Annotated in this window: 13 protein-coding genes, 2 tRNA genes and 1 pseudogene; 9 read left to right on the top strand and 7 right to left on the bottom strand. The window is 66.3% G+C overall.

Features of this window, described 5'->3' with window-relative positions; all coding sequences use genetic code 11:
- Positions 1-146: 146 nt before the first annotated feature.
- Positions 147-1,577, bottom strand: a complete 1,431-nt coding sequence (locus QXK92_RS09900; protein WP_306241475.1) for an NAD(P)/FAD-dependent oxidoreductase — start codon at positions 1,575-1,577, stop codon at positions 147-149.
- Positions 1,578-1,620: 43 nt separating this feature from the next.
- The gene (locus tag QXK92_RS09895) at positions 1,621-3,366 is read right to left on the bottom strand and encodes a glycosyltransferase (RefSeq protein WP_306244314.1); all 1,746 of its coding nucleotides are present in this window, start codon (positions 3,364-3,366) and stop codon (positions 1,621-1,623) included.
- A 340-nt stretch (positions 3,367-3,706) separates the two neighbouring features.
- On the opposite strand from QXK92_RS09895, the gene serA reads away from it, so the two are divergent.
- Both serA and QXK92_RS09885 read left to right on the top strand, forming a co-directional pair.
- Positions 3,707-5,293, top strand: a complete 1,587-nt coding sequence (gene serA / locus QXK92_RS09890) for a phosphoglycerate dehydrogenase (RefSeq protein ID WP_306241474.1) — start codon at positions 3,707-3,709, stop codon at positions 5,291-5,293.
- Entirely contained in the window at positions 5,290-6,303 is a 1,014-nt protein-coding gene (locus tag QXK92_RS09885; RefSeq protein WP_306241473.1) for a 3-isopropylmalate dehydrogenase, read from the top strand. Before serA ends, QXK92_RS09885 begins: the two co-directional genes overlap by 4 nt.
- A 133-nt stretch (positions 6,304-6,436) precedes the next feature.
- Here QXK92_RS09885 and QXK92_RS09880 read toward each other — a convergent pair.
- A pseudogene (locus QXK92_RS09880) lies at positions 6,437-7,492 on the bottom strand (MFS transporter); the annotation flags it as partial.
- A 232-nt stretch (positions 7,493-7,724) separates the two neighbouring features.
- Here QXK92_RS09880 and QXK92_RS09875 point away from each other — a divergent pair.
- The 4 genes from QXK92_RS09875 (at position 7,725) to QXK92_RS09860 (ending at position 10,357) form a co-directional block, all read left to right on the top strand.
- Positions 7,725-8,513, top strand: coding sequence for a fumarylacetoacetate hydrolase family protein (locus tag QXK92_RS09875; protein ID WP_306241472.1), 789 nt, complete (start codon positions 7,725-7,727; stop codon positions 8,511-8,513).
- Entirely contained in the window at positions 8,510-9,982 is a 1,473-nt protein-coding gene (gene gltX, locus QXK92_RS09870; protein WP_306241471.1) for a glutamate--tRNA ligase, read from the top strand. The genes QXK92_RS09875 and gltX overlap by 4 nt, the downstream gene beginning before the upstream one ends.
- 146 nt (positions 9,983-10,128) lie before the next feature.
- A tRNA-Gln gene (locus tag QXK92_RS09865) sits at positions 10,129-10,200 on the top strand.
- Positions 10,201-10,284: 84 nt separating this feature from the next.
- Positions 10,285-10,357: transfer RNA gene (locus QXK92_RS09860), tRNA-Glu, on the top strand.
- A gap of 18 nt (positions 10,358-10,375) precedes the next feature.
- Here the strand turns inward: QXK92_RS09860 and QXK92_RS09855 are convergent.
- Both QXK92_RS09855 and QXK92_RS09850 read right to left on the bottom strand, forming a co-directional pair.
- Positions 10,376-10,891 (bottom strand): PPOX class F420-dependent oxidoreductase, encoded by a 516-nt coding sequence (locus tag QXK92_RS09855; RefSeq protein WP_306241470.1) that lies wholly within the window; start codon positions 10,889-10,891, stop codon positions 10,376-10,378.
- 123 nt (positions 10,892-11,014) lie between these two features.
- Complete coding sequence (locus QXK92_RS09850) at positions 11,015-11,716, bottom strand: IclR family transcriptional regulator (protein ID WP_306241469.1); 702 nt, start codon at positions 11,714-11,716, stop codon at positions 11,015-11,017.
- Between the two features lie 81 nt (positions 11,717-11,797).
- Between QXK92_RS09850 and leuC the strand changes: the two genes are divergently transcribed.
- From leuC to QXK92_RS09835, 3 genes are all read left to right on the top strand, one after another.
- Positions 11,798-13,246 carry a 3-isopropylmalate dehydratase large subunit gene (leuC, locus tag QXK92_RS09845; protein ID WP_306241468.1) on the top strand — a complete coding sequence of 483 codons (1,449 nt, stop codon included), beginning with the start codon at positions 11,798-11,800 and terminating at the stop codon, positions 13,244-13,246.
- 36 nt (positions 13,247-13,282) lie between these two features.
- The gene (gene leuD / locus QXK92_RS09840) at positions 13,283-13,879 is read left to right on the top strand and encodes a 3-isopropylmalate dehydratase small subunit (protein ID WP_306241467.1); all 597 of its coding nucleotides are present in this window, start codon (positions 13,283-13,285) and stop codon (positions 13,877-13,879) included.
- A 212-nt stretch (positions 13,880-14,091) separates the two neighbouring features.
- Entirely contained in the window at positions 14,092-14,754 is a 663-nt protein-coding gene (locus QXK92_RS09835; RefSeq protein WP_306241466.1) for an HU family DNA-binding protein, read from the top strand.
- Positions 14,755-14,811: 57 nt separating this feature from the next.
- Here QXK92_RS09835 and QXK92_RS09830 read toward each other — a convergent pair whose 3' ends face one another.
- Positions 14,812-15,756, bottom strand: coding sequence for an NUDIX hydrolase (locus QXK92_RS09830; RefSeq protein WP_306241465.1), 945 nt, complete (start codon positions 15,754-15,756; stop codon positions 14,812-14,814).
- A gap of 74 nt (positions 15,757-15,830) precedes the next feature.
- Positions 15,831-18,032, bottom strand: coding sequence for an RNA degradosome polyphosphate kinase (locus QXK92_RS09825; RefSeq protein WP_306241464.1), 2,202 nt, complete (start codon positions 18,030-18,032; stop codon positions 15,831-15,833).
- Positions 18,033-18,096: the final 64 nt, after the last annotated feature.

The raw sequence follows: 18,096 nt of genomic DNA, 5'->3' as shown, positions 1-18,096 counted from the left end.
GGCTGAACCGCTCGATTCAAAAGGAGCGGGCGCACAACGATGGGCACCCCGCGACGTCGACCATTTATGACCGGGGCAAGCGTCCGCTCGAGTCACATCTTGGATGCGGTGCATGCATCACTTCGGTGCCATCCGGTCTGGGCGAATCACGGAGCCAGACTCGGCATCTCCCGGATCCCAAACTCACGCCGCAACAGCGTCCGCGCCGCGTAGTAGCCGGCCATCCCATGCACGCCCGCACCCGGCGGGGTGGCCGCCGAACACAGATACACCTTGGGAATCGGTGTGCTCCAAGGGTTTACCCGCGGAGTGGGGCCGGCGAGTGCACGCAAAGCCGAGTTGCCGCCCACGCTGATATCACCGCCGACGTAATTAGCGTTGTGATCGCTCATGCGTGCGGCCGGCACGCTGCGGGCCGCCACCACGATGTCGCGGAAGCCCGGCGCGAATCCTTCCACTACTCGGGTTACCGCTTCGGTTGCGTCCTCGGTAGATCCGGCGGGCACATGCGCGTAGGTCCAGAACGGCCGTCGCCCTTGGTCGTCTATCCGACTGGGGTCGGTGATGTGTGGCAGCGCGCCGAGGATCATTGGTGCGGCGGCGTGATGGCCGGCCGCGATGTCCGCCTCGGCCTGCACCATCTGCTCGCGCGTGCCGCCGAGATGGAGGGTTGGCGCTTGGTTGAGCCGCGGATCCGACCACGGGATGTCCTCGCTCAGCACGAAATCCACCTTGGCCGCTCCGGAGCCAAATCGATAGCGGCGCAATGCATTAGCGTATCGGTGTGGAATCGAGTGACGGTAAACGTCCAGCAGGGTGGTCGGCGCGGTGTCGTAAACCGCGACTCCGTCGAGCGCCTCGGTGACCTCAACGCCGGCCGCGATCTCGCCTCCGTGCGCGCGCAGGTCGGCGATCAGCGTGTCGGAGATAACCTGAGTGCCGCCCACCGGGATCGGCCAGCCCACCGCGTGAGCGAGCGTCGCGAGCATCAGTCCCGCGCCTGCCGAGGCCAGCGACGGCAGCGGTGTAATCGCATGCGCTGCAACGCCGGTGAACAAGGCGCGGGCATCCTCGCCGGCCAGTGCGCCCCACGCCGGGGTGCCCTGCGTCAGCATCCGCAACCCGAGGCGGACAACCGTCGGCAAATCTCTGGGCAACGATCGTTTGTCGCCGAGCAGGAAGGCCACGACCGCGTCCGCGTGGGACACGAGCGGCCCGAGAAAGCGCCGCCATGGCTCACCGGCGTCCAGTTCGGCGCAGGTTCGCTCTAAATCCCTGTACGCGACGGCCGCCGGCCGTCCCGGCAACGGGTTGGCGTATGAGATCTCGGGCACGGCCAGCTGGACCCCGCGTGCGGTGAGATTGAACTCGGCGAAGAACGGCGACGCCAGTGCCAGCGGGTGCACCGCCGAGCAGATGTCGTGCAGAACTCCGGGAAATTCGAGATCGGCCGCGCTGCGTGCGCCCCCGCCGAAGGTCGGCTGGGCCTCGAGGACCTGCACTTTCAATCCCGCGCGGGCACAGATGACGGCCGCGGCGAGCCCGTTTGGTCCGCTGCCGACGACGGTGACGTCCATCTGTGAATTACAGCCGACGACGTCGTCGAAGGGAATTCCGCACCTAGTTCAGGCCGGACATGACGCACAACACCTCGTCGAGGGTGGCGGTCGCGAGCCCGGCCGCGGCGGCCCGTCGGCCCAGTTCGGCGAGCGGATCGGGGGCGTCGGCACGGACACCCCCGATGCGATCGAGTCGGGCGGTGTCGAACATTGCCGGACCGTGCGCCACTTGCCCGCTAACTACATAGCGTCCAGCGCCGGGCGCGCGCGACACCACGTCATCGGTCGCGCTCGTACCGATCAGCCCGTCCGCGTCGGCGAAGTTGACCGCCACCTGGTAAACGTTCTCCTCAGCCTCGAACACGCTCGTCAGGCGGGTGATCAAGCGCTCCTGGGCATAGAACTGCCCGCCGTGCCCCAGGTGCAGCCAGAACCGTCCGTAGATCTGGTCGCGGATCTGAGACAAAAGGGTTCCCGCAGACTCTCTGTCGGTGATCGGACAGAACTCCAGAAACGGATACCGTTCGAGCAATTCCGCTCGATCGGCCGCAGGCAGGCGCGCATCGACCACCAGATAGCGGCCGATCCGCGATAAGTCGTTGCAGCAGTTCAGAAATGAGTTCAGCGTCGCCTCGGTGCGGTCGCGATCCGGCCCCGCGATCAGGCTGAGCACCACCTCGGCGTCGCGACGGTGGCCTGCCAGGTGCAGCGCCAGCTCACCGGGGTAAGAGGCGGCGGCTTCGAAAATCCTTGGCGCGCTGTTGTCGCAGTTGGCGGAGATCCGTTGCCGATCCTCTGCGGGAAGGCCGGGCCGGGCCAGGGCTCGCCGCCAGAGCGCGACCGCCTCGGCGTGCTCGCCGATCCACGATGCGCAGACGGCAGCCTCGTCCAGCGCACCCCAGGTGTAGGTATCCGCACCGACAAGAAATGTGTCCTCAGTGGGAAACGGGATCTCGGCGGCGTGCTTGGCGAACAGATAGCCGAGCCGGTAGCGCTCGTCGAGACGGTAGCGATAAGCGATGGCGTACAACGGTTCCGCGCGGGTCGGCCGGAATTCCCAGGCCCTCAGGTAGGCGCTCTCTACCTCCGGCCAGGGCGCACCCATCGACCACATCGACTCCGCGACTCGGTACATCGATTGGTAGGTCTCCTCGACCCATCCGCCCATATCGACCCGGCGCTGATACCACTTGCGCGCGTTGTCGAAATCGCCTAAGTCAAAATAACTTTGCGCCAGATAGAACACCGACCGCGCATCATCAGGATTGCGCTCGATCTCGGCCAGCAGCAGGTCGCGGTCGCTCTCGTATTTCTGCTGCGGATTGCGGTTGCGTGCTCCGAGGCGGCGAGAATCGATGTAGTAGTCACCGTCGAGTCGGTCGTGACTGAAATCGGAGTCGACGATGACGTCTTCATGGACCACGCCTGCGTAGCGGACCGGCAACCCGTCGCGGAAGAGGTTGGGCCGCCAGAAGACATTCGAGGTTTGGCGATAGCGGAGCTGGTAGAGATCTTTGCCCAACTGGCCGAAATCGAGGTCGCCCATCACCTTGTCGTCGGCGTCGAGGACCCAGATGTAGTCGCCGTGGCCCTGGGCAAGGGTCAACGCCTCGGACCGGTTGTGCCCGAAATCGCGCCACGGGCGCTCATGGAGCTCCCCGGGAATGCCAAGGCGGGCCATGTGATCGCGGATGACGGACTGGGTCCCGTCGTCGGAGCCGGTGTCCACGATCACCCATGCACTGATGTACCGCGCGATGTCGTCCAGGGTTTCCTTGACGATCGCCGCCTCGTTGCGGACGATCATGTTGACGCAGATCGCCGGGCGTACGAGGGAGGACACGGCCGGATAGTACTCAGCGGCGCGGGCGCTCCTCAGCGGGCCCGGACGGCCCGCATCGTCGCACCGCTGGTTCTGATGGCGGGGACCCGCAGCGCCCGACTCCGTCGGGCTCGCGATCCCCGCGGGCCCGGATGGCGGGGACCCGCAGCGCCCGACTCCGTCGGGCTCGCGATCCCCGCGGGCCCTGATGGCGGGGACCCGCTTCGCCCGGCTCCGCCGCGCTCGCGATCCCCGCGGGGTGTGATGGCGGGGACCCGCAGCGCCCGACTCCGTCGGGCTCGCGATCCCCGACTACGCTGTCCGCGTGAACTTGCCTGTTGTTTTGATCGCCGACAAACTCGCTCAATCAACCGTCGCTGCCCTGGGAGACCAGGTCGAGGTGCGCTGGGTAGACGGTCCCGACCGCGAGAAGCTGCTGGCCGCGGTGCCCGAGGCGGACGCTCTGCTGGTGCGGTCGGCCACCACCGTCGACGCCGAGGTACTCGCCGCCGCCCCCAAACTGAAGATCGTCGCTCGTGCCGGCGTCGGCCTGGACAACGTCGACGTCGACGCCGCCACCGCGCGCGGCGTGCTGGTAGTCAACGCGCCCACGTCCAACATCCACAGCGCCGCTGAGCACGCGATCGCCCTGCTGCTGGCCGCATCCCGCCAGATCCCGGCCGCCGACGCCACGTTGCGCGAGCACACCTGGAAGCGGTCCAAATTCTCCGGCACCGAGATCTTCGGCAAGACCGTCGGTGTGGTGGGTCTGGGCCGCATCGGCCAGCTGGTCGCCCAGCGGATCGCCGCCTTCGGAGCTCATCTGGTCGCCTACGACCCGTACGTGTCGCACGCCCGCGCCGCCCAGCTGGGCATCGAACTGCTGCCGCTCGACGAGCTGCTGGAACGCGCCGACTTCATCTCGGTGCACCTGCCCAAAACCCCGGAGACCGCCGGTCTGATCGGCAAGGAGGCGCTGGCCAAGACCAAGCCCGGCGTCATCATCGTCAATGCCGCCCGCGGCGGTCTGATCGACGAGGCTGCCCTCGCCGAAGCCATCACCAGCGGCCACGTCCGCGGGGCGGGTCTCGACGTGTTCGCCACCGAGCCCTGCACCGACAGCCCGTTGTTCGAGCTGCCGCAGGTGGTCGTCACGCCGCACCTGGGCGCCTCGACGGCCGAGGCGCAGGACCGGGCCGGCACCGACGTCGCCGAGAGCGTGCGACTGGCGCTGGCCGGCGAATTCGTCCCGGACGCCGTCAACATCGGTGGCGGCGTGGTCAACGAAGAGGTGGCGCCGTGGCTCGACCTGGTGCGCAAGCTCGGCGTGCTGGCGGCCGCGCTGTCCGACGAGCTGCCCGCATCCCTGTCGGTGCAGGTGCGCGGTGAGTTGGCCGCCGAGGATGTCGAGGTGCTGAAGCTGTCGGCGCTGCGCGGCCTGTTCTCCGCCGTCATCGAAGACGCCGTCACCTTCGTCAACGCCCCCGCGCTGGCCGCCGAACGCGGCGTCACGGCCGAGATCAGCAAGGCCACCGAAAGCCCCAACCACCGCAGCGTGGTGGACGTTCGGGCCGTCGGCTCGGACGGCTCGGTCGTCAACGTCGCGGGAACGCTGACCGGGCCGCAGCTGGTGGAGAAGATCGTGCAGATCAATGGCCGCAGCTACGACCTGCGCGCCGAGGGCATCAACCTGGTGATCAACTACGCCGACCAGCCCGGCGCGCTGGGCAAGATCGGGACGCTGCTCGGGGCGGCCGGGGTGAACATCCAGGCCGCGCAGTTGTCCGAGGACACCGAGGGCCCGAGCGCCACCGTTGTTCTAAGGCTGGACCAGGACGTGCCGGCCGACGTGCGCTCGGCCATCACCGAGTCGGTGGGCGCGAACAAGCTCGAAGTGGTTGATTTCTCGTGACGAAGCTCGCCGTCATCGCCGGCGACGGGATCGGTCCGGAGGTCATTGCCGAGGCCATCAAGGTCCTCGACGTCGTCTTGCCCGGTGTTGAGAAGACCGAGTACGACCTGGGTGCCCGCCGCTTCCACGCCACCGGTGAAGTGCTGCCGGAATCGGTGGTGCCCGAACTGCGCCAGCATGACGCCATCCTGCTCGGCGCGATCGGTGACCCGTCGGTCCCCAGCGGTGTGTTGGAGCGGGGGCTGTTGCTGCGCATGCGCTTCGAGCTCGACCATCACGTCAATCTGCGTCCGGCCCGGCTGTACCCGGGTGTGACGAGCCCGCTGGCCGGAAACCCCGACATCGACTTCGTCGTGGTGCGTGAGGGCACCGAGGGGCCCTACACCGGCAACGGCGGCGCAATCCGCGTCGGCACCCCCCACGAGGTGGCCACCGAGGTCAGCGTTAACACCGCGTACGGGGTGCGCCGGGTGGTGACCGACGCGTTCGAGCGCGCGATGAGACGGCGCAAGCACTTGACGCTGGTGCACAAGACCAACGTGCTGACCTTCGCCGGGGGACTCTGGCTTCGGACCGTGCAGGAGATCGGCGAGCAGTACCCCGACGTCGAGGTCGCCTACCAGCACGTCGACGCGGCGACGATCTTCCTGGCCACCGACCCCGGGCGGTTCGACGTGATCGTCACCGACAACCTGTTCGGCGACATCATCACCGACCTGGCCGCGGCCGTGTGTGGGGGTATCGGCCTGGCCGCCAGCGGCAACATCGACGCGACCCGGACCAACCCGTCGATGTTCGAGCCGGTGCACGGCAGCGCTCCGGACATCGCCGGGCAGGGCATCGCCGATCCGACCGCAGCGATCATGTCGGTGGCGCTGCTGCTGGCCCATCTTGGCGAGGACGAGGCGGCTGCCCGGGTGGATCGTGCGGTCGCGGCCTACCTGGCGACTCGCGGGGACGAACGGCCTGCCACCAGCGTTGTCGGCGAACGGATTGCAGCCGGGCTCTAGTTTCGAGCCCGGGCGGCAACACCCGGGTCGGCACCAGTGGCGCCGCGGCCAACGGGAACAACGCGCACAACGCCCACGCCAGCGGATAGGCGGCGGCGGTGATCAACGCGCCGAACATGGGTGGCCCGGCGGCGGCCATCAGTCGCTGCGTGGTGTTCTGGGTGCCCAGCGCACGTCCACTCCAGTAGGGACCGGCGAATTCGGTGATGGCGGTGGCCTCCAGTCCGTTGTCGAGCACCGCCAGTACCGAGACGGTGATCATCAACATCACGTCGAAGCGCGAACCGACCCGGTCGCTCAGCGACAGCAGGACCAGAGCCAGCGCGGCCGCGAGGGCGATGATGCGGACCGGACGCATCCGCGAGCCGACGCGATCCGACCAGCGGCCGACCAGGATTCGGCCGCCCGCCCCGATCAGCTGTGAGATGGTCACCAAGCCGCCGGCCGCCGCCACTGACCAGTGATGCTCGTTGATCAGCCAGACGAGCATGAAGGTGACCGTCACCGTCTGGGGCATCATCAACAGAGCCGACGCCGCGTGGATTCGCCACAACACGTTCGAACCGCGGTAGGGGCTGGCCAGTTCCTGGTGCGAGGCCGTCCGCCGGGATTTGCGTGGCGGGTCGACGACGCCGATGAGGCAGACGAGCGTTGCTATCCCGCACATCACCGCCGGGAACATCAGCGCCGCGTGCGCGCTGTTCTCGGCGAGCTCGGGAATCACCAAGGCGCCCAACGCGATTCCGAGTGGTTGGGCGGTCTGGCGGAAACCCATCGCCAGTCCCCGCTGCTGCGGCGGAAACCACCCGGATACCAGCCGGCCGCCCGCGGTGTTGGCGCTGGCGGCTGCCATGCCGCCGAGGAAGAGGAAGACGCCCATCAGTAGCAGCGAGTGAACGGAGGCGGCGGCATAGGCGGCGGCTGCCGTCAGAGCCGAGCCGACGGTCAACACGATGCGTTCGCCGACGCGGTCCAATGCGTAGCCCCAGGCGACCAGAGTGACGACCATGCCCCAGCTCGGCATCGACGCCAGCAGACCCGCCTGGGCGAGGGGCGTTCCGCGTGCCGCTTCCAGGCGGGGGATGAGGAAGGCGATGCCGTTGATGAAGAGGAAGGAACTCGTCGTGGCGACCAGCGAGACGGCGACGATCGACCACCGCGCGACCGCACTGGCCGGTTCCCGAGGCATTTACTCATGCTTGCACAGCAGCAACGTCGTTTTGGCCGCCGCGGTCGTCGAGTACGTTGCCTAACCGGCGCCTACTCACCGTCGGTTCCGTCGCCTGCCCGCCGTCGAGACTGCGAATTTGGCGGGCTCTACTCGTACTTTCGCTGCAAATTCGCAGCCTGGGTGACGCGGACCCTCCAGGCCCGTAGCGCCCGGCTACGCCGGGCGCGTGGCCCCAGATAGGCTCATCCGAATGCGCCTTGGACGAATCGCCAGCCCGGACGGTGTCGCTTTTGTCAGCATCGAAGGAGATCTCAACGACCCCGCCGCGATGACGGTCCGCGAAATTGCCGAGCACCCGTTCGGCACGCCGACCTTTACCGGCCGGTCCTGGCCACTGGCCGACGTCCGGTTGCTGGCCCCGATACTTGCCAGCAAGGTCGTCTGCATCGGCAAGAACTACGCCGACCACATCGCCGAGATGGGCGGCCAGGCCCCGGCCGACCCGGTGATCTTCCTCAAGCCCAACACCGCCATCATCGGGCCCAACGTGCCGATCAGATTGCCCGCCAACGCATCACCGGTGCATTTCGAGGGCGAGCTGGCGGTGGTCATCGGCCGGGCGTGCAAAGACGTCAGCGCGGAGCAGGCCGCCGACAACATCCTCGGCTACACCATCGGCAACGACGTCTCGGCCCGTGATCAGCAGAAGTCCGACGGCCAGTGGACCAGGGCCAAGGGGCACGACACGTTCTGCCCCGTCGGCCCCTGGATCGTCACCGACATCGACCCCGGTGATCTCGCCCTGCGCACCGAAGTCAACGGTGACGTCAAGCAGGACGCGCGCACCTCGCTGATGATCCATGACGTCGGCGCCATCATCGAGTGGATCTCGGCGGTAATGACCCTGCTGCCAGGCGATCTCATTCTTACCGGAACCCCCGCCGGCGTCGGCCCGATCGAGGACGGCGACACCGTGTCGGTCACCGTCGAGGGTATCGGCACCCTTACCAATCCCGTTGTCCGCAAAGGAAAGTCGTGACCAACGCAGAGCACGTCCGGGTTAGGTTCTGCCCGTCGCCCACCGGCATACCCCACGTCGGGATGATCCGCACCGCGCTGTTCAACTGGGCCTACGCCCGGCATACCGGCGGTACCTTCGTCTTCCGCATCGAGGACACCGACGCCGAACGCGACAGCGAGGAAAGCTATCTGGCGCTGCTCGACGCCCTGCGCTGGCTCGGGCTGGACTGGGACGAAGGACCCGAGGTGGGCGGCCCGTACGCGCCGTACCGGCAATCGCAGCGCAAAGACCTGTACCGCGATGTCGTCGCGCGCCTACTCGAGGCGGGCGAGGCGTACTACGCGTTCTCGACGCCGGAGGAGGTCGAGGCCCGGCACCTGGCGGCCGGACGGAACCCCAAACTCGGCTACGACAACTTCGACCGTCAGCTCACCGACGCGCAGCGGGCGGCATTTCTGGCCGAGGGGCGCCAGCCCGTGGTGCGGTTGCGGATGCCGGACGCCGACCTCGCCTGGGATGACCTGGTGCGCGGAACCACCAGCTTCGCGGCCGGTTCGGTGCCCGACTTCGCGTTGACGCGTGCCAACGGGGATCCGTTGTACACGTTGGTCAATCCGTGCGACGACGCGTTGATGAGGATCACCCACGTGCTGCGCGGCGAGGACCTGTTGCCGTCCACCCCGCGGCAGATCGCCCTGTACCAGGCGTTGATCCGGATCGGCGTGGCCGAGCGCATCCCGGAATTCGGTCACTTCCCACCGGTATTGGGGGAGGGGACCAAGAAGCTGTCCAAGCGTGACCCCCAGTCCAACCTGTTCCTGCACCGCGACCGTGGCTTCATCCCCGAAGGGCTGCTCAATTACCTTGCGCTGCTTGGCTGGTCGATCGCCGACGACCACGACCTGTTCAGCCTCGACGAGATGGTCGCCGCCTTCGACGTCGTCAACGTCACCTCCAACCCGGCTCGCTTCGACCAGAAGAAGGCCGACGCCATCAACGCAGAGCACATCCGCATGCTCACCGTCGACGACTTCACCACCCGGCTGCGCGACTACCTGGAAACCCACGGACACCGACTCGGGTTGGACGAGGGAGCTTTCAAGACGGTCGCCGAGCTGGTGCAGACGCGCATCGTCGTGCTCGGCGACGCCTGGGATCTGCTGAAGTTCTTCAACGACGACGAGTACGCGCTCGACCCCAAGGCCGCCGCCAAGGAATTGGGTCCGGATGCGGGCCCGGTGCTGGACGCGGCGACCGGTGCGCTCGAGGGCATCACGGACTGGACCACAGAACAGATCGAAACCGCCCTCAAGAGCTCCCTCATCGACGGAATGGAACTCAAACCTCGCAAGGCATTCGGGCCGATCCGGGTGGCCGCCACGGGCACCACGATCAGCCCGCCGTTGTTCGAGTCACTGGAACTTCTGGGCCGTGATCGCAGCCTGGGGAGGCTGCGCTCTGCGCGAGAGCGGGGCGGGTCGGCCTAGGCGTTCCAGGGCGTGCGTACGACGCCTGAAGTCTTTGGTAGTGTGCACTGCGGCTTCAAAGGCTTGGAACGGCTCGGATCCAGTAGCGCCAGGACGCGGGTGTTAACCCGCAGAATGTGCACTGACCAGCGGTTTCAGGTCGCAAATGGGGTATGGTGTAATTGGCAACACAGCTGATTCTGGTTCAGCCATTCTAGGTTCGAGTCCTGGTACCCCAGCAAAGCTCCACCGGCGCACGGCAGACGCCGAGCGATTAGGTGGGGTATCCGGGTTGAGCTATGCTGACTGCTCGGATCGTTTCTGGCCCCGTCGTCTAGCGGCCTAGGACGCCGCCCTCTCACGGCGGTAGCGTGGGTTCGAATCCCATCGGGGCTACAAAAACGATTTCTGCGGTTATTGATCGCCGCCGCCTCTGGCGGCCGCCGCGGTCGTACCACCCACCGGCATGCTGGGCAGACCCAGCTTGCGGTGATCCCACGAACGAGTCCGCCGGCTTACGATGCGCACGCCGACCCGCTTGTTCATCATCTGGTCCACGAACGGCTTCATGTCGTCGCTGTAGGGGCCCGTGTAGCGCTCCCACACGCTGACTCCGACCCGGTGCAGCGCGTCGGGATCGTCGACGATCTCGGCGACGCCTTCGAATGACACACCGCGCAGGGTGTCGTAGGTGTCGCCGTCCTCGAGAAGGAAGCTGACCCGAGGGTCGCGCCGGAGGTTGACCGCCTTCTGCGACTTGGCTTTGGTCTCCAGCCAGATCTCGCCGTCGACCACCGCGTACCACATCGCCACCAGATGCGGCTGCCCGTCGGGTCCGATGGTGGCCAGCGTGCCGGTCCGACTGTTGTTGATGAAGTCGGTGATCTCGGCCTCGGACATGACGATGCTCGCGCGTTGATTCGTTCCCATGGCGTCAGTGTGTCAGGCGCCCGTGCGTCGCCTCTGCACTGGTGGTGCCGAGCTTGCGCTCAACGTCGGCTCAAGCCTCTCAAGTGACCCCCGGATGCAATCTCGGTGCACCCGGCCGCGGTACTACAACCGCCGCGTCAACGCCTCGGCGGCGGCCAGAAGGTCGGCGGCCCAACGCGCGCCGGGACGCCGGCCCATGCGGTCGACCGGTCCCGAAACCGAGATCGCGGCGACCACCACGCCCCGCCCGTCGCGCACCGGCGCCGATACGCTCGCCACGCCCGGTTCGCGCTCGGCGACACTTTGCGCCCAGCCACGTTTGCGGACTTCGGCGAGTACCCGGTCGGTGAACATCGCCTTGGGCAGTACCGCTTTCTGGGTCGCAGGGTCGCTGTGGGCCAGCAGCACCTTCGCCCCGGATCCTGCCGTCATCGGCAGCCGGGCGCCGACCGGCACCGTATCGCGAAGGCCCGCAGGCGGTTCCAGAGCGGCGATGCAGACACGGGAGGTGCCTTCGCGACGGTACAACTGGACGCTTTCACCGGTGGTCTCCCGCAATTGGGGAAGTACCGCGGCGCTCGCGGCCAACAACGGGTCGCTGACATACGCCGAGAGTTCGGTGACCGCAGGACCGAGCCGCCACCGGCCCTCCTCGTCGCGACCCACCAGCCGATGCACTTCCAGCGCTGCGGCCAGCCGGTAAGCGGTGGCCCTGGGCAGGCCGGTGCGCTCGCACAGTTCGGCTAGCCCGCAGGGCGATTCCGCGATCGCATGCAGGATGCCGACGGCTTTGTCGAGGACGCCGATGCCGCTATGCTGTCTCACAAGAAGATACTAGCGTCTCGCATAGTGAGATCACCAGCCCGGAGGGATCCGCGAGCCGCGAATGGACGAATCGAGTTGAAGATGGCACCGCAGGCAGCGCAGACGCACAACCCACCTGACGCCGGCCGGCCCCGCACGTTGGCCGAGAAGGTATGGGAAGACCACGTTGTGGTGTCCGGCGGCGACGATGCGCCGGACCTGATCTACATCGACCTTCATCTGGTGCACGAGGTCACGAGTCCGCAGGCATTCGACGGCCTGCGGCTGGCCGGCCGGCCGGTGCGACGGACCGACCTGACGATCGCCACCGAAGACCACAATGTGCCGACCATCGATATCGACAAGCCGATTGCCGACCCGGTGTCCCGCACACAGGTCGAGACATTGCGGCGCAATTGCGCCGAATTCGGTGTGCGGCTGCACCCGATGGGCGATATCGAACAGGGCATCGTGCACGTCGTCGGACCGCAATTGGGTCTCACCCAACCCGGGATGACAATTGTCTGTGGCGATAGTCACACATCCACCCACGGTGCATTCGGTGCAATCGCAATGGGTATCGGCACTTCCGAAGTCGAACATGTGCTCGCCACCCAGACGCTGGCGCTGCGACCGTTCAAGACAATGGCGGTCAATGTCGACGGTCAGCTGCCCCCAGGGGTCACGGCCAAGGACGTCATCCTCGCGCTGATCGCCAAGATCGGGACCGGTGGCGGTCAGGGGCACGTCATCGAATACCGCGGCAGCGCCATCGAATCGCTGTCGATGGAAGGCCGGATGACGATCTGCAACATGAGTATCGAAGCCGGTGCCCGGGCCGGGATGGTGGCCCCGGACGACACCACTTTTGAATTTTTGCGGGGCCGTCCGCATGCGCCCACCGGTGCCGACTGGGATGCGGCGCTGGCCTACTGGCAGCAGCTGCGTACCGATCCGGGAGCGGTTTTCGACACCGAGGTGTACCTCGACGCCGCTTCGCTCACCCCGTTCGTCACCTGGGGAACCAACCCCGGCCAGGGGGTGCCGTTGGGTGGCAGCGTGCCCGATCCCGAGCTGATGACCGATGACGCCCAGCGTCAGGCCGCTGAGAAAGCGTTGGCGTACATGGACCTTCAGCCGGGGACGGCGATGCGCGATATCGCGGTCGACACCGTGTTCGTCGGGTCATGCACCAACGGCCGGATCGAGGACCTGCGGGTTGTGGCCGATATCTTGCGTGGTCACAAGGTCGCTGAGGGTGTTCGGATGCTCGTGGTTCCAGGCTCGATGCGGGTTCGCGCGCAGGCGGAAGCCGAGGGTCTCGGCGAGATCTTCACCGCCGCGGGCGCCGAATGGCGGCAGGCGGGCTGCTCGATGTGCCTGGGCATGAACCCGGATCAGCTTGCGCCGGGGGAGCGCTGCGCCGCGACCTCCAACCGCAATTTCGAAGGGCGGCAGGGCAAGGGCGGTCGCACGCACCTGGTTTCGCCGGCCGTCGCCGCAGCCACCGCCGTCCGCGGCAAGCTTTCTGCGCCGGCGGATTTGAACTAGCCGACTTGAATTCACATTGAGATTTAGGGGAAGAGCATGGAAGCCTTTGACACCCACACCGGCATCGGTGTGCCGCTGCGCCGGTCCAATGTCGACACCGATCAGATCATTCCCGCGGTCTACCTGAAGCGCGTCACCCGAACCGGTTTCGAGGACGGCTTGTTCGCGAGCTGGCGGTCGGATCCGTCATTCGTGCTCAACCTCAGCCCCTTTGACCGTGGCTCGGTCTTGGTCGCCGGGCCGGATTTCGGCACGGGGTCTTCTCGCGAGCACGCCGTCTGGGCGCTCATGGACTACGGATTCCGGGTCGTTATCTCGTCCCGGTTCGGTGACATCTTTCGCGGCAACGCCGGCAAGGCGGGGCTGTTGGCGGCCGAAGTGGACCAAGATGGCGTCGAACTTCTCTGGAAGCTGATCGAGCAGAGCCCGGGGCTGGAAATCACTGTCAATCTTCAAGATCGAAATGTCACCGCGGGAACAGCGGTGCTGCCGTTCAGGATTGACGATCACACCGCCTTCAGATTGCTCCACGGACTGGACGATATAGCCCTTACGCTGCAGAAACTCGACGAAATCGAAGCCTTCGAGGCGGCCCGTCCAGGGTGGAAACCGCGTACTTTGCCGGCCTCCTGAAGGGCCGGACAGCGCCGAATTCGGGCGCTAATCCGGGGGCATTTCTCAGTGGCGCCAGCGGCCAAGGGCGGCAATCGGATTGCCGAAATGGTCGGTTCCCGACCGCAATAGCGGGCTGAAATTGCGCGTGGCTCTTGGCAATTTGCCAGTTGAGGGATTACCGTAGTGCACTAGTCGGTTCCAAAAGAGGACCACTGGCCTCGGAGGGTTGGATGAATAAAGCAGAGCTCATAGATGTGCTCACACAGAAATTGGGCTCAGACCGTCGGCAGGCGACCGCCGCTGTCGAGAATGTCGTCGACACGATTGTGCGCGCCGTCCACAAGGGCGACAGCGTCACGATTACCGGTTTCGGTGTCTTCGAACAGCGTCGCCGCGCGGCACGCGTCGCCCGCAACCCGCGCACCGGTGAGACGGTGAAGGTCAAGCCGACGTCTGTTCCGGCGTTCCGTCCAGGAGCTCAATTCAAAGCGGTTGTGGCTGGCGCACAAAAGCTCCCGGCCGAGGGCCCCGCAGTGAAGCGTGGCGTGGTCGCCAGCGCGGCCAAGAAGACGGCTGCCAAGAAGGCTCCGGCCAAGAAGGCTGCCACCAAGGCTCCGGCCAAGAAGGCCGCCACCAAGGCTCCGGCCAAGAAGGCCGCCACGAAGGCTCCCGCCGCCAAGAAGGCCGCCACCAAGGCTCCCGCCGCCAAGAAGGCCGCGACCAAGGCTCCGGCTAAGAAGGCTGTGACCAAGGCTCCGGCTAAGAAGGCTGTGACCAAGGCTCCGGCTAAGAAGGCTGTGACCAAGGCTCCGGCCAAGAAGGCTGCCACCAAGGCTCCGGCCAAGAAGGCTCCGGCCAAGAAGGCCACGAGCACACGGCGCGGCCGCAAGTAGTCAGCTCACACGAATACCCTCCGGCGGGCAGCGATGCCTTCGGAGGGTATTCGCTTGTCAGGCGCGCACGTTCGCGGCCAGCGCGCCGCCGATGTGGTCGGCGGCGATGAGCCGGCCGTCCGACAACGAGAGCACCCAGGTACTGCCTTTGAGGTTGCGTGACTTGTCGGGGCGCACTCCGTCGCGTTCGCACCACCATGCGATCAGGTCCGGAATCACCTTGCCCTGCGTACAGATCACGGGTGTTCCGGCGCGTTGGGCGATCTGCAGAACCCGCTGCCGACCGCGTTTGGCGTTCCTGGCGTACGCCTCCTCGGTCAGGTGTGGCTCGTTGTGGATCTCGACGCCCAACTCGGCGGCCAGCGGCTCCACGGTCTGATGGCACCGCACGCGATCAGCCGCGTAGACCCGGTCGGCGCCGAACGCCATCAGCTGACCGACCAGCGCTTCGGCCTGGGCGCGGCCCTTCTTGTCCAGCGGCCGCTTGGTGTCGTCACCGCGATACCGTGACTTGCTGCCGGCGGTGCCGTGCCGCACCACTAGGACGGTCTTGGTGTCCGGTGGCTGTTTGACGAACCGCCGCAGGACCTTTCGATCCGGTGCGTAGTCGAGCTTCTTCATGGCGTCGGCCACCGGCAGCCAGATGAGCTCGTCGACCTCGTGTCCGGGAGCGAACCTGCCGCCGGTGCTGCGTGCCGCCCAGTAGTGCACCCGCTTGACGCCCTGGTCGATCGGGTAGGTGATGGTCGTCAGACATCTGCCGAGATGACTGTGGTGGCCGGTCTCTTCGAGCACCTCGCGCACCGCGGCGACCGCCGCGGTTTCGCCCGGATCGACTTTTCCTTTGGGCAATGACCAGTCGTCGTATCGCGGTCGGTGAATGACGGCGATCTCGACCGACTTTGCCGGGTTGCTCTTGACAGGTCGCCACAACACCGCGCCGGCCGCGTACACGACCCGGTTACCGGGGCGTCGACGGTCCGACGAGTTCTGGATCGACACCTTCACTCCTGCAGGTCAATTCGGCCAGGTCGCTCGTGCTGCTGCTGGACGTGGTCCCTCGGGACGCCACGGTATTACGGGCTGCGGTGTCGCTCCATGAGGGAAGCCTGATGATCGCGCACGCTTTCACCCTCCTGCGGCGAGGCCGTCCATTGGCCGTCGGAACCGAGTTCCCAGCATCGGGTGGCCGGGTCCAGCGCGGACTCGAACAGATCGTCAAGCTGTGCGGTCAAGCGCGGGTCCTTGACCTGAGCCATCACCTCGACGCGCCGGTCCAGGTTGCGGTGCATCATGTCGGCGCTGCCTATCCAGAATTCGTCGATGGCGTTGAAATGCAGAATCCGCGAATGTTCCAGGAAACGACCGAGAATGGAGCGCACGGTGATGTTCTCGGAGAGACCCTCGGCGCCCGGGCGCAACGCGCAGATGCCGCGCACCACCACCTCCACCCGCACGCCGGCCTGCGATGCCCGGTAGAGCGCGTCGATCACCTGCTCGTCGACCAGAGCATTCATCTTCAGTCGTATCCGCGCGTCATTGCCCCGACGGTGCGCTTCGACCTCACGTTCGACGCGCTCGATGATGCCGGTGCGGATGCCGTGCGGGGCGACTAAGAGGTTGCGGTAGGTCAGCTTTCGTGAGTAACCGGTCAGCGTGTTGAACAGGTCGGTCAGGTCGGCACCGATGGCGGGGTCCGCCGTCAGCAACCCCACATCCTCGTAAAGCCGCGCCGTCTTACCGTTGTAGTTTCCTGTCCCCACGTGGCAGTACCGCCGGATTGTCGGGCCTTCGCGACGCACCACCAGGCAGGTTTTGCAGTGTGTCTTGAGGCCGACAAACCCGTACACGACATGCACGCCCGCCTGCTCAAGGGTTCGCGCCCAACGAATGTTGGCCTGCTCATCGAAGCGCGCCTTGATCTCAACCATTGCCACGACTTGCTTTCCGGCCTCGGCGGCGTCGATCAACGCCCGCACTATCGGCGAATCGCCGGAGGTGCGGTACAGCGTCTGCTTGATCGCGAGCACATTGGGGTCGGCCGCGGCCTGTTCGACGAACCGCTGCACGCTTGTCGAGAACGAGTCGTACGGGTGGTGCACCAAGACGTCGCCTTCGCGCAGCGTCGCGAAGATGCTCTTGGGTGTCTCCCGCTCCGCGAAGGCGGGGTGAGTCGCCGGAACGAAGGCCCGGTCCTTCAGCGCGGGCCGGTCGAGGCCGTAGATCTGCCACAACGACGACAAATCCAGCAGCCCAGGCACTTCGATGACATCGCCGGGATGCACGTCGAGCTCGCGCAGCAGCAGCTCCAGCATGCCCTCGGTCATGTCGTCAGAGGCTTCGAGTCGCACCGGGGAACCGAATCGGCGCCGCGCCAATTCGCGCTCGAGCGCCTGCAACAGGTCCTCGTCGCGGTCCTCTTCCACCTCGAAGTCGGCGTTGCGGGTGATCCGAAACGCATGGTGCTCCACGATTTCCATGCCGGGAAAGAGCACCGGGAGGAAGGCGGCGATCAACTCTTCCATCGGCAGGAACCGGACGACCACCTGATCGTCCCCCTCGTCACCCTTGGCTTCAAGTTCGACGAACCGGTCGACGTTGTCGGGGACCTTCACCCGCGCGAAATGCTGAGTGCCGTCTTCGGGTTGCTTGACGGTGATGGCCAGATTCAGGCTCAGCCCGCTCACGAACGGGAAGGGGTGGGCGGGGTCGACCGCCAGCGGGGTGAGAACGGGGAAGACCTGCTCGTGGAAATACGTCGACAAGTGCTCTCGTTCAGCATCGTCCAGATCGGCCCACGTGACGATGTAGATGCCCTCCTCCTCGAGCGCGGGCAGCACCGAGTCGAGGAATACGCGCGAGTGACGGATGGAGATCTGTTGAGTCTGCTCGCCGATGCGGCGCAGTTGTTCGCGCGGCGTCAACCCGTCCGCAGACCGGACCGACAGCCCCATCTCGTCGCGGCGTTTGAGGCCGGCGACCCGAACCATGTAGAACTCGTCGAGATTGGAGGCGAAGATCGCCAGGAACTTGGCGCGTTCGAGTAGCGGCATGGAATTGTCGTCGGCCAGGGCAAGGACACGAGCGTTGAAATCGAGCCAGCTCAGTTCCCGGTTCAGGTAGCGCTCTTCCGGCAGCGCGTCGATGATCGCCGCCGGGGTCGCGGCCGGAGGAGCCGCAGGAGCCGAGTCGCCAGGGTGCCAAGCGTGGTCGTCGGGACGTGCCTCTGCCTCTGGGGTGGCTTCGATTTCGGTCACCCTGCGATCATTGCCTATCACCCGGCGATGCTGCCAGCAGTCAGCAGAGATCCATGCGCCGTTTGGTTGCCATTCACCCGGCGGT

Source organism: Mycobacterium sp. TY815 (assembly GCF_030755135.1).
Taxonomy (GTDB): domain Bacteria; phylum Actinomycetota; class Actinomycetes; order Mycobacteriales; family Mycobacteriaceae; genus Mycobacterium.
Note: the sequence above shows the minus strand (reverse complement) of the source record. Positions and strands in the feature narration are given on the sequence as shown.